Origin of the sequence: Saliniramus sp. (genome assembly GCF_035311605.1) — a bacterium.
In the GTDB taxonomy this organism is placed as follows: domain Bacteria; phylum Pseudomonadota; class Alphaproteobacteria; order Rhizobiales; family Beijerinckiaceae; genus Saliniramus.
Genome location: NZ_DATGCW010000352.1, coordinates 1 through 12,008 on the forward strand (window position 1 = coordinate 1; position 12,008 = coordinate 12,008).

The following is a 12,008-nucleotide window of genomic DNA, read 5'->3' on the forward strand; positions in this document are numbered from 1 at the left end:
CGGAGCGCAATTGCGTGGTCAGAACGCCGCGATCGCCGCTCGCGCCAGTGCCGTCCTGCGCCTCCAGCACCACCGCCCCGGCTCCGTCGCCGAACAGTACGCAGGTGGTGCGGTCGGACCAGTCGAGGATGCGCGAGAAGGTCTCCGCACCGATCACGAGCGCGCGCCTGTGTGCACCGGTCTTGAGGAAATTATCCGCCGTGGCGACGGCATAGACGAACCCGGTGCAGACCGCCTGCAGATCGAAGGCGGCGCCGTGATGCATGCCGAGCCCGGCCTGGATCTGTGTCGCCGTGGAGGGGAAGGTGTTGTCGGGTGTCGATGTGGCGCAGATGATCAGGTCGATATCCTCGATACCCAGCCCTGCATCGGCGAGGGCGGCCTGCGCGGCCTTGATACCAAGCACCGAGGTGGTCTCGTCTTCCGCCGCGATATGGCGCTGGCGGATGCCGGTGCGCTGGGTGATCCAGGCATCGGAGGTCTCGACGACGGCTTCGAGCTCGGCATTGGTCACGGCCTTGCGCGGGAGCGCGGAACCACAACCGACGACGACGGAACGTTTGAATGTCACTGTCTCACACCCTCAGGACGCGGTGGCGATCGGGGTCTCGTCGAGCATGTCCCGGATCGTCCGCATCAATTGGTAATGCGCCATGTCGTAGGCGATGTCGATGGCGGCGGCGAAGCCCTTCACATCGGCCCCGCCATGGCTCTTGATCACGACGCCCTCCAGCCCGAGGAAGACGCCGCCATTGGAACGGCTTGGATCCATCTTCGCCCGAAGAGCATCGAAGGCCGGTTTGGCCAGGAGATAGCCGAGCTTGGCCCGCCAGGTGCGGCCCATCGCCGAGCGCAGATATGCGCCGATCTGCTTGGCGGTGCCCTCGGCGGTCTTGAGCGCGATATTGCCGGTGAAGCCCTCGGTCACCACCACGTCGACGGCGCCCTTGCCGATATCGTCGCCCTCGACGAAGCCGCGATAATCCAGATTGGGCAGTTTCGCCTCGCGCAGGGTACGCCCGGCCTCCTTCACCGCCTCGATCCCCTTGATCTCCTCGCGCCCGACATTGAGCAGGCCGACGCCGGGGCGCTCCATGTCGAAGACGATGCGCGCCATGGCCGCGCCCAGCACCGCGAGGTTGACGTAATGGCTGGCATCCGCACCGATGCTCGCGCCGACATCGAGCACGATGCTCTCGCCGCGCACGGTCGGCCAGATCGCCGCGATGGCGGGGCGCTCCACCTGCGGCATGGTCTTGAGGCAGAACATCGACATCGCCATCAGCGCGCCGGTATTGCCGGCGGAGAGGCAGGCATCGGCCTCATCGTCGCGCACCGCCTGGATGGCCCGCCACATCGATGATTTGTAACGCCCCAGACGCAGGGCCTGGCTCGGCTTCTCGTCCATCTTGATGGAGACGTCGGTATGCGTGAACGCGCTTGCCGCCTTCAGGGCGGGATGCGCATCGAGCAGGGGCTCCACCTGCGCCGCATCGCCATAGATGACGAAGCGCATCTGCGGATGACGCTGCAGCGCCATGGCGGCACCGGGAATCACGACCTCGGGCCCGTGATCGCCGCCCATCGCGTCGATGGCGATTCGCACGGGCCTGGCGTCGGCCGCGCGCTGCGCTGCCCTGCCCGCGTCACGGGCGTTTGTCGCGGTGGAATCCTGCATGAACGATCTGCAACTCGGTTTCGCCGGCGCGACAGCACACGCCTGCCGCAAAGGCGGGACCATAGCGCCATGGCGCCCCGGCGCAACCGGAATTTCGATTTCGGGGCTTGGGGCGGGGAAGCGCCCGGGTGCAATGGCGCCCGTGCCCCCTGCCCGCCATCACTTGGTGATGCGCAGCCGCGAGACCTGCTGGCCGATATTCATGAAGGCGTTTTCCAGGGCTGCGGTGTTGCGCGCCATGAAGAAATTCGACGGGCTCGAGGCGCAGCGGCGGAACATGTCGAGGACGGCAGCGTCGCTCTCGTTATAGACGACGGTGAAGATCTCGATCTCCTGCTGCTTCATCTGCGTGCACATCTGCACGGTCCAGTCGTTGAGCGTGCGCTCCGCCGCCCCTTGGCTGGTCTCCCCGTCGATCAGCCCGTTTGCGAGGAAGTTGTAGGAGCCGTAATCCGAGCGCGTGAATTCATTGCGTGCGCCATAGGAAACGTTGCGGCCATCGGTCATCAGGACGAGGAATTTCTGCTGCCCGCGCTCCCCGAAAGGCGCGGCCTGCGTGTAAGGCGCTTCCGGCGAGAGCACGCGCCAGCCCCAGGCGAGGCCCTCGGCGATATTGGTCCCGGAGCCGTTCCAGAAATTCATCGCATCGATACCCGTACGCACCGTCGCAAAATCCGCGCTCAACGGCACGATGGGCGTGGGACAGGCACGGTTGGGGCCGATGGTGAGGGGGCCGCCGTCATCAACGCTCATCTGCGCCGGGTCGATGTATTTCAAGGTCGCGCGCAGGCGCTCCTCCTCGGTTCCGGTCACCGCGTCGTCTAGCCACGAATTGTTGAACCGCGTGGCACTGTTGCCGCCCCGGTTCATGCGGTCACCCGGTTCGTCCGCGGCGAAATACGGCACGAACAGCGTATCGGGATTGGCCGGATCAGGCGGCACGGGCGTCAGATTGTAAGGTGCGGGCCGTGCTTCGACGCAGCCCTTCCACGTGGTCCCCGATTGTTCGAACAGGTACATGTGATGCGGATACTGGTCGGCGGCGAGGCAGCGCTCGCGCTTGGCGATGGCCGGCGCACCCTTACCCTGATTCTTGCAGGCCTGGCCACCACCAGCGCCGTTGCCGGTGGCGTTGCTGCCAAAACCCTCGGGGAGCGCGTCGAGCCGTTCACCGTTGCGCCGCCGCTCGCGCAGAGGATCGTCGATGAAGTTCCAGCCGTTATAGAGCGCCTGCCCGTCCATATCGATCCAGGCGGGGTCGAAGCCTTCGCCCTTGATGTTGACCGCAGTCACAAAGGGCACGAGGCTGATGCGGATATCCTGGTCCTCACCGCGCCCGCCTTCGACAGCGTCGACGAGCGCATGCGAGGCGCGCTTGAGCGCATTGATGCCGCGCGACCCCATCGACCCGGTATTGTCGAGCACGACGGCGATTTCGAGGGCCTCTTTCGCCCTGAAGGCCGAAGACGACGCGCTCAGTTGCTCGATGCCCAGGTGATGCATGAAGAACAACCGCACATCCGCTTCGACACGACCGTCGATCCGAACGAAATTCAGACCGCTCTCGACATCGACATCGATTTCCGTGACCGTGAAATTCCCACCGGCAAGGTTGTTCTCCAGATATTGCCTGAAGACCGCCTCGCGCTCCATGTCCGTCTCGACGTCGCGCGCGGCCAGCAGCGCGGCCACATCGACGGATTTCTGCAGCTGCGTCTTGACGTTGAGCATATAGGCACCGTCCACCGCAGCACCGACGAAGGCAAAGACCACAGGCAGGGACAAGGCAAACAACATCCCGACATTGCCGCCGGTCGATACGCGAAAGGATGACTTCATGACATGCATATCCCCTGATTAAGTCATGAATGCCACAAACCAATTTCCGTTACGTAAATTTGATACCGGACTCGCGTAAGTGCTATCATCCAGACGATGATCTTCAATGAGAGTGTCATTCCGTCAGGTCGGAACGCGCTTGTCATGCGTTGCGGCTTCCGGTGGCATAGTGGAGTCTTGTCGCGACATGCATGCATGGAAGCCGAACCCGGCTTGGCAGCCCTTCAGGCTGCAGCATGCGCGCCGCCGGAGCGCCGGGTGCGGCTGTTGTGCGCCGCGCCGTCGGCATCCTCGTTTTCCGCAACATCCATGGCGGGCAGCGCGTTCATGACGCGCGAGGCCGGCAGCGTCATGATCACCTCGGTGCCTTCGCGCGGCGCCGAGGTCAGCTGGAAATGGCCGCCATGCATTTCCACGAGCCCCTTCACGATCGGCAGGCCGAGCCCCGAGCCCTGCTCGGCGGTCTTGAGCGCCCAGGTGCCGCGCCCGAAGGACGACATGATGATCGGGATTTCCTCCGGCGGAATACCGGGGCCGTTGTCGCGGATCGAGGCGTATTGGCCGCCTGAGGAGGTCCAGCCCGCCTTGATCACGATCTCGCCGCCCGGCGGGGTGAATTTCACGGCGTTGGAGAGAATGTTGAGAATGATCTGGCGCATCGCGCGCTCATCCGCCCAGATGCGTGGCAGCGTCGGGTCGATCATCGCCTTGATGGTCTGCTCCTTGGCGCGTGAGCGCAGGTTCATCATGTGGCGGCAATCATCGATCATGTAGGATAGCAGCAGCGCCTCCTCGTTGAGTTCGTAGCGCCCCGCCTCGATGCGTGACAGATCGAGAATCTCGTTGATCAGGTTGAGCAGATGCTGACCGCTGGAATGGATATCGGCGGAATAATCCTTGTAGGTCCTGGTGCTGTGCTCGCCGAAGACCTCGTCCTTCATCACCTCCGAGAAGCCGAGAATGGCGTTGAGCGGCGTGCGCAATTCGTGGCTCATCGTGGCGAGGAAGCGGGATTTGGCCAGGTTGGCCTCTTCCGCACGCCGACGCGCCTCGTCGGAATTGGCCTTGGCCTCCTCCAGTTCGAAGAACAGCTTGTCCTTCTCCGCCCGCGAACGCAGCGTCGCGAGCGCGCTCGAATAGAGTCGGCGAGCGAGAAAGACGAAGAAGATCTGCGCGCTGATCGTCATGGCCGCCATCATCGCGGCATCGACATTGCGCACGCTCATGGCGTGCGCAAGGACCACGACGCAGAGCGGCAGCAACCCGGCATAGACTGCGGCCGGCAACGTCGCCGAGAGCATGGCCGTCACGGCGGAGGCCATCAGTGTGACGAACAGCACGAAACTGTCGGAACCCGGAGCCGGCGCATTCGCCAGCGCCTGCACCAGCAGCGCCCAGGAGGCGCCCTGCAATGCTTCGCCGATGACAAAGACGCGATGCCAGTAACCCAGCCGGGTATCATCCTCACCCTGGCGCAGGAGCCGGCGCGAGAGCATCACCATCAGCCCGATGGTCAAGGCGATGACGCCGAAGAGCAATCCCGCCGTTTCGAGCGGCAGCCAGAAGGAAGCGACGGCGCCGCCGGCTGCGGCGAGAACGAAGAGCGGGATGGCCGCGCCGGTGCGGTATTGTGCGAAAAGCCGGAGGAATTCGAGTTCGAACGAGCGTTCCAGACCGACAGCGGAGGTCAGCCGCTCGCGTGCCGCGCGCATGTTGTGCGCGGCCTTGCGACGCCGCTGTGCGTCGCCATCAAAGGATGCGGTTTCCGGCGGTGTTGCCGTCACCGTCTCTCTGCTCATGCAAAAAACCAGTACCGTTAACGGTTTACGCAGCGATTCGCGTTATGACATTCGCCAGCATGCGCAGAATTCGTTAATGTCGGCCTCATGATCATCGACCCGCAGCAAAAAAAATCCGAACGCGCCCATGCCCTGCGGCGGCGGGCCGGTCGGCGCGCGCGCAGGCGCATGATGCGCAATCTCTCGGCGCGCGGGCGCCCGGGCTCGCGCCGGCTGCTCGCGCTGATGGCGCTCGTGATCGGCGCCATGGTGATCTATCTGCTCGCCGTCGATCGTGGCAGCGAGGCCGTGCTCGGCCATGCCGCCGCCCTGCGCGGCGATGTCATCGCGGTCGCGGGAACCAGCTACCGGCTGGCGGGAATCGCCGCGCCGCCACCTGAAATGTTCTGCCGCCGCGACGATCTCGATTACCGCTGTGGCGCGGCGGCCCGCGATACCCTCACCGCCCTGATCGACGATGATCCGGTGCGCTGCGTGCCCGGCGATACCCGGCGCGGCGGCATCACCGTGGCGCGCTGTTTCGTCGACGGGCGCGACCTGGCCAGCGCTATGGTGCTCGCCGGCCATGCGCTGGCGGGCGAGACCTATCGCAACGAGGAGGTCGAGGCCCGGGCCGAGAAGCGCGGCATCTGGTCGGGCAGCTTCGACGAGAACATGATCCGTGCCCGGCTGAATTGAATCCGCCCTGCCCAATGCCGCAACGGAACTCACACGCCGACAGCCGCGTTATATGCTCGTTACCGCAACGATGCCAGGCACGGCGTGCCGGGGTTCACGGCGGTTACGAGCCCCCCTCCCAAGTCCATATTGAGACCCCCTCTTCCACTTCGGGCCCGGCATGTCCGGGCCTTTTTTCTTGATCCGTTCGACATGACCGGGCTTTTTCTCGGCATGCCACGCAATTGACCCCACGCCGGCGCTGTGCTCCCCTCGTTTCAAACGGGGGTCACGGATGAAGCTCTATGATGGCGGGCGTGCGCCCAATCCCAGACGGGTGCGCATCTATCTGGCGGAAAAGCATATCGAGGTGGCGACGCAGCCCGTCGATATCGGGGCGCTGGCGCAGCGCTCGCCGGAATTCACGGCGCTCAATCCGATGCAGCGCACGCCCGTGCTCGTCCTCGACGATGGCGCCGTGATCGCCGAATCGATTGCCATCTGCCGCTATTTCGAGGAACTCTTCCCGAAGCCATCGCTCTTCGGCACCGGCGCCCTGGAGCGTGCGCAGGTGGAGATGTGGCAAAGGCGGGTGGAATTCGGTCTGCTCGATACGGTCGCAGCCGTATTCCGCCACCTGCATCCCGCCATGGCCGAGATGGAGGTGCCGCAGGTGCCGGAATGGGGGGAGGCCAACAAACCGAAGGTAAAGGAATTTCTCGCCCTTCTGGATGAGCGGCTTGCCAGGACCGAATTCCTCGCAGGCGATTTCAGCATCGCCGACATTACCGGCCTCGTGGCGCTCGATTTCATGAAACCGGCAAAGCTGACCATCCCGGAGGAATTCACCCATGTCAGGCGCTGGCACGGCGCCCTGAAGGCGCGCCCGAGTGCCGCCGCCTGAACCGGATCGCTCCATGGCGAAGGCGCCGATGCCGGCATCCGGCGAGCTCGAAGTCGTGATCGGACAGTTGCGCGCCTGCCGCATCTGCCGTGATGGGCCCCGTTACGGCCCTCCCCTGCCGCATGAGCCGCGCCCGATCATCCAGGCGGATGCCCGTGCACGCATCCTGATCGCGAGCCAGGCGCCAGGCAACCGCGCCCATCTCAGGGGCCTGCCTTTCCATGACCCGTCCGGCGTGCGGCTGCGTGACTGGCTCGGTCTCGACGAGGCGCAGTTCTACAACCCCGCCCGCATCGCCATCGTACCGATGGGCCATTGCTTTCCCGGCTACGATGCCAAGGGCGGGGATCTCCCGCCGCGCCGCGAATGCGAGCCCGTCTGGCGTAAGGCGGTGCTCGACCGGCTGCCGCGGCTTGCCCTGATCCTGGCCATCGGCATCCATGCCCAGCGCTATCATCTGGGCAGATCGAGGGGCGCGAGCCTGACCGAGACCGTGCGGAACTGGCGTGCGCTCCATCAGCGCCCGGAGAACCCGCGTATCCTGCCACTGCCACATCCGTCCTGGCGCAACAATGCCTGGCTGCGCAAAAACCCGTGGTTCGAAGCCGAGCTTTTGCCCATCCTGCGTGAAGATGTCGCGGCGCTGATGACTGACGCCGCGCGCGAGGAGGAAAACCGATGAGCGAACCCGTGATCACCAGCACCCGCGAGGATGCCGTCGCGATCATCACCCTGAACCGCCCGGCGCGTCTCAACGCTCTCACCTCGCAGATGCATCTGGAACTGCGCGCGGCGCTCGCCGAACACGCAGCAGATGAGCACGTGCGCGTCGTCATGCTCACGGGCGCGGGCCGTGCTTTCTGTGCTGGCCAGGATCTCACCGCCGAACTGCCGCTCGGCCCGGACGGGCGCGCCGATCTCGAAGAGACACTCCTGCGCGAATACAATCCCCTGATCCTGACGCTCGCCGATTATCCCAAACTCACCATCGCCGCGCTGAACGGCCCGGCGGCGGGGGCGGCGGCGAATATCGCGCTGGCCTGCGACATCGCGGTCGCGGCACAGGCGGCGAATTTGCAGCAGGCCTTTGCAAGGATCGCACTCGTCCCCGATGCGGGCGGAACCTGGATCCTGCCTCGGCTCGTCGGCCCCAAACGCGCGCTCGCCCTGATGCTCACGGCCGAGCCGGTTTCCGCTGGGGAGGCGCTGCGCATGGGGCTCGTGGCCAAGGTCTTTCCCGATGAGAGCTTCGCAGCCGATGCGCGCGCCTTCGCGCATACCCTCGCCGCCGGCGCGCCGCTCGCACAGCAGGCCATGAAACAGGCCGTGCGCGAGAGCCTCGACAACGATCTGGCGAGCCAACTCAATCTAGAGGCGCGGCTGCAGGCGAAACTGGGCCGCGGTGACGATTTCGAGGAGGGTGTTACCGCCTTCAGGGAAAAGCGCAAGCCGGTCTTCACGGGGCGCTGAGCCGGCCTGCGAACCGGTCACGACCATTCAGGAAAAAAGGCCAGTTCCACGCGGGGAACTGGCCTGAAAAGTTGGTCCGGTTTCGACTGGGAGTGTCGGAAACCTTCCAGAGGGGAACGGCCGAAACGGAAAACCGCCGGGAGGAATGGCAGCTCCGTTGCCTTCAGCCACGGGTGATATGACGCGCAGTCTGCCTTTTTGCAATGCACCGGGTCGCGCAACAGATATGCACTCTGCGCATGTCTTGGTCATATTCGAGCCGTGAGACGCTGCGACATGCAGGAGCCGCGGACCCAAACAAATTATATTCCAAGATTTTTAAACATCGAAAAACAATCGTGCGGCATTGCGGTTTCCGCTTGCGTTCACGCAACAATCCTTTGCAGAAAAATCGTATACAATGTCGCGTCGGCGCTGCGGCGCCTTGACTCAATAGGTCCAGCGCTGCGCCTTCGAGACGAGGAAGTCGCGGAAGACCTGAACACGGGCCACGGAACGCATCTCCTCGGCATAGACGAGGTAGGATTCCAGTGCCGGCATTTCGATATCGCGCAGGATCTGGACCAGCTGGTTGTTCTGGTCGGTGACATAATCGGGCAGGACGGCGATCCCCGCCCCGTTCTCCACAGCCGTCTTCAGGCCGCTGATATTGTTGATCACGCAGCGATAGGGGCGCGGATTGCGCAGATCGCGCCCCGCCGTGGCGAGCCAGTGCACACCCAGCAGATAGGAGGGCTGATCGCCGCCGAAGGCGAGCAGGCGGTGATCGTCGAGTTCCTCCAGCGCCTTCGGCTCACCGAAGCGCTTGATATAGTCGGGCGAGGCGTAGACGTGGAAATGCACCGTGAAGAGGCGGCGCTGGATCAGGTCGGGCTGCGTCGGCTGGCGCAGCCGGATCGCCACATCCGCCTCGCGCATGGCCAGATCGAGTTCCTCGTTGGAAAGCAGCATCTCCACATTGATATCCGGGTAGAGATCCATGAATTCAGGGATGCGCTGGGTCAGCCAAAGCGAGCCGAGACCCACCGTCGTGGTCACCTTCAGCGTGCCGGAGGGGCGCTCGCTGGTCTCGGAGAGCCGCACACGGGTGCTCTCCAGCCGCATTTTCATGTCACGGGCGGCGCGGAACAGGAGATCGCCCTGCTCTGTCAGCAGAAGGCCGCGCGCATGCCGGTGGAACAGCGGCGCATGCAATTCCCGCTCCAGCGCGCTGATCTGGCGGCTCACGGCGGATTGGCTCAGGCCCAGATCCTCACCAGCGCGCGTGAACGAGCCGGCCTCCGCCACCGTGAAGAAGATGCGGACCTTGTCCCAATCCAAAATCAATCCCCCGTCTTCATCCGATTCGAATCCGCCACCGGCAGATCCGCTGGCCGCAACACTGCCGACATGCCGTCACCACACGCCTGAAACGCACCAGCATCCGATCTTGGCCGGGCCGCTGCGCAAGGGCAAGGGGGAAGGCGTGCAATACCATCCTCATACGACGTCATTCAGCGCGGAAACAGGAAAGGTGCGCGATGGCGAGATCCGCCTCGAAGGCGCGCCCGATGGCGACGAGTCCGATCCTGTGCAGCCGCTCCAGCCGCAGCGGCACCTGCGTGCGATGGGCAGTGAATGCGGCGAACGGCAAGCTGACCTGCCGCCATTCCGTGCCCGCATGAAAGTGCGCACGGAAGGATTGCCAGGGCCGATCCAGATCGCGGGTGCGCAGGTGGACATTGTAATCCTCGCCGTTGCCGCAAACCATCAGACAAAGCCCATCCATGCCGGACGCGTCGAAAGCCGCGCCATCGCGCGCGAGATCGAGGGCCATCTGCAGGAAGCCGCCATTGTTTTCGAGGCTCACGCTGCCGCGCATCCGCCATGCCGGGCGCCCGGCCACATTCTCCTGCGTCAGCGTGCCGCGTGAGACGCCGCCCATGACCGTATCGCCGACAAGCCGCCAGGCCGTGCCGAGGCGGCTGGTCGCGCCGGTGGCGTCGTCGATGATCAGTTCGCGCATCGCCTCTCTCCCGCTCGCTGCATTGCAAAGTCCATATCGCACGTGCGTGATGGCGCATCCGTGCGACGCGGCCTGCATCTTGCTAAGCCTGCCCTCGGCGTGTTCAATCACGCAAGACGTCGCGGAGCAATCCGGCGGCGGAAACAATGCATGAGGGGCGGCGCGGAGCAGAAAGCCGGCAAGGTCGGACGATCCGTGTCGGGACAGGGAGTATAACCATGAGAAGACGCAGTTTTCTGATCGGCGGCGCGGCAACGGGTATCGGCCTGATGGCTGCCCCGGCGATCCTGCGGGCGCAATCCGCCCCGCTCAAGGTCGGCACCTATGGCGGCTATTTCCAGGACAGTTTCGATTCCCATATCTTCCCCGATTTCACGGCGGAGACCGGGATCGAGGTGGAATCGATCGGCCAGCCGACGGGCGAGGCCTGGCTGGTTCAGCTGCAGCAGGCCGCCCGCGCGGGCCAGGCCCCGGCGGATGTCTCGATGATGGCGCAGGTGGCGCGCATTCGCGGCCAGAGCGCCGGGCTCTGGGCCGAACTCGACCCGGAAGCGGTGCCCAACCGGGCCAACCTGCCCGATCATTTCGTCCATGCCTATGATGATGGGCGCTTCTACGGTACCGGCGCGGTGAGCTGGTACATCACGCTGGTGACCAATACCGACATCTATCCCGAGCCGCCCACCTCGTGGCAGGCCCTGTGGGACCCCGCCAATCGTGACCGCCTCGGTCTGCTGGCGCTCGCCTCCAACTCCTTCCTTCTGGAGATCACCGCGACGACCCATTTCGGCGGCACCGACATCCTCGCCGACGAGGACGGCGTGATGCAGGTGCTCGAGAAGCTCTCGGAAGTGCGCGACAATGTGCGCCTGTGGTATCGCGATGAGGGCCAGTTCCAGCAGGCGCTGGAATCCGGCGAGATTCCCATGGGGCAGTACTACCACGACGTGACCGGCCTCGCCGCCGCTGACGGTCAGCCCGTGCGTTCGACCTTCCCGGAAGAAGGCGCCGTGCTCGATTCCGGCTCCTGGGTGGTCTCCAGCGCATCCGATGCGATCGATCGCGCCCAGATCTTCATCGATTACATGGCCCGGCCGGAGATTCAGGCCAAGCTCGCACGCTTCGTCGGCACCGCGCCGACCGTGGCGCGGGAGCTGACCGATCTGACGGATGAGGAATTCAACGCCGTCGCCTCCGATCGCACGCCGATCCTGCCCTATTACGATCTCTACGTGGAGCGCTCGGACTGGGTGAATCAGCAATGGTCGGAGATGATCACGGGCTGAGCCGCGTGATCGCATCCGCATGACCACCAGACCTCTGCCAGGGGGCCGGCTTCCGGGCCGGCCTCGATTCCGGGAAAGCGCATGACGGCTTTGTCACTTCGCGGCATGAGCAAGCGTTTCGGCAGTCTGGCCGCTGTCGATGACGTGTCCATCGATATCCCCGCCGGCTGCTTCGTCTGCCTGCTCGGCCCGTCCGGCTGCGGCAAGACGACCCTGTTGCGGCTCATCGCCGGGCTCGAGGAGCCGAGCGGCGGGACCCTGCATGCGGGCGGGCGCGACATCACCGCGTTCGCTCCGAACCGGCGCGATTTCGGCATGGTGTTCCAGTCGCTCGCGCTCTTCCCGCATCTCGATGTCGCCGACAACATCG

General features: G+C 64.8%; 12 protein-coding genes. 6 read left to right on the forward strand and 6 right to left on the reverse strand.

The features are described from left to right. The 4 genes from VKP01_RS15535 to VKP01_RS15550 all read right to left on the reverse strand — a co-directional run. Positions 1-571: beta-ketoacyl-ACP synthase 3 (locus VKP01_RS15535; protein ID WP_324413881.1), on the reverse strand; the 571-nt coding region annotated here is incomplete at its 3' end. 12 nt (positions 572-583) lie between these two features. Further along, on the reverse strand, positions 584-1,585 hold the full coding sequence (gene plsX, locus VKP01_RS15540) for a phosphate acyltransferase PlsX (protein ID WP_414706594.1): 1,002 nt from the start codon (positions 1,583-1,585) through the stop codon (positions 584-586). A gap of 252 nt (positions 1,586-1,837) precedes the next feature. Next, complete coding sequence (locus VKP01_RS15545) at positions 1,838-3,517, reverse strand: pilus assembly protein (RefSeq protein ID WP_324413883.1); 1,680 nt, start codon at positions 3,515-3,517, stop codon at positions 1,838-1,840. A 224-nt stretch (positions 3,518-3,741) separates the two neighbouring features. Next, positions 3,742-5,316 carry a HAMP domain-containing sensor histidine kinase gene (locus VKP01_RS15550; protein WP_324413885.1) on the reverse strand — a complete coding sequence of 525 codons (1,575 nt, stop codon included), beginning with the start codon at positions 5,314-5,316 and terminating at the stop codon, positions 3,742-3,744. Between the two features lie 87 nt (positions 5,317-5,403). Here VKP01_RS15550 and VKP01_RS15555 point away from each other — a divergent pair, with 87 nt between their 5' ends. The 4 genes from VKP01_RS15555 (at position 5,404) to VKP01_RS15570 (ending at position 8,347) form a co-directional block, all read left to right on the forward strand. Next, a complete protein-coding gene (locus VKP01_RS15555) occupies positions 5,404-5,994 on the forward strand; it encodes a thermonuclease family protein (RefSeq protein WP_324413887.1) in 591 nt (196 codons plus the stop codon). Positions 5,995-6,268: 274 nt separating this feature from the next. Beyond that, a complete protein-coding gene (locus VKP01_RS15560) occupies positions 6,269-6,877 on the forward strand; it encodes a glutathione S-transferase (protein ID WP_324413889.1) in 609 nt (202 codons plus the stop codon). Positions 6,878-6,890: 13 nt separating this feature from the next. Beyond that, positions 6,891-7,559, forward strand: a complete 669-nt coding sequence (locus tag VKP01_RS15565) for a uracil-DNA glycosylase family protein (protein ID WP_324413891.1) — start codon at positions 6,891-6,893, stop codon at positions 7,557-7,559. Next, positions 7,556-8,347 carry an enoyl-CoA hydratase-related protein gene (locus VKP01_RS15570; RefSeq protein ID WP_324413893.1) on the forward strand — a complete coding sequence of 264 codons (792 nt, stop codon included), beginning with the start codon at positions 7,556-7,558 and terminating at the stop codon, positions 8,345-8,347. The genes VKP01_RS15565 and VKP01_RS15570 overlap by 4 nt, the downstream gene beginning before the upstream one ends. A 429-nt stretch (positions 8,348-8,776) precedes the next feature. Here VKP01_RS15570 and VKP01_RS15575 read toward each other — a convergent pair whose 3' ends face one another. Continuing rightward, positions 8,777-9,667, reverse strand: a complete 891-nt coding sequence (locus tag VKP01_RS15575) for a LysR family transcriptional regulator (protein WP_324413895.1) — start codon at positions 9,665-9,667, stop codon at positions 8,777-8,779. A 169-nt stretch (positions 9,668-9,836) separates the two neighbouring features. Continuing rightward, positions 9,837-10,352: a CIA30 family protein gene (locus VKP01_RS15580; RefSeq protein ID WP_324413897.1), complete on the reverse strand. Its 516-nt coding sequence runs from the start codon at positions 10,350-10,352 to the stop codon at positions 9,837-9,839. A 218-nt stretch (positions 10,353-10,570) separates the two neighbouring features. On the opposite strand from VKP01_RS15580, the gene VKP01_RS15585 reads away from it, so the two are divergent. Next, on the forward strand, positions 10,571-11,638 hold the full coding sequence (locus VKP01_RS15585; RefSeq protein WP_324413899.1) for an ABC transporter substrate-binding protein: 1,068 nt from the start codon (positions 10,571-10,573) through the stop codon (positions 11,636-11,638). An 81-nt stretch (positions 11,639-11,719) separates the two neighbouring features. Next, a partial coding sequence (locus VKP01_RS15590) for an ATP-binding cassette domain-containing protein (RefSeq protein WP_324413901.1) occupies positions 11,720-12,008 on the forward strand: 289 nt, incomplete at its 3' end.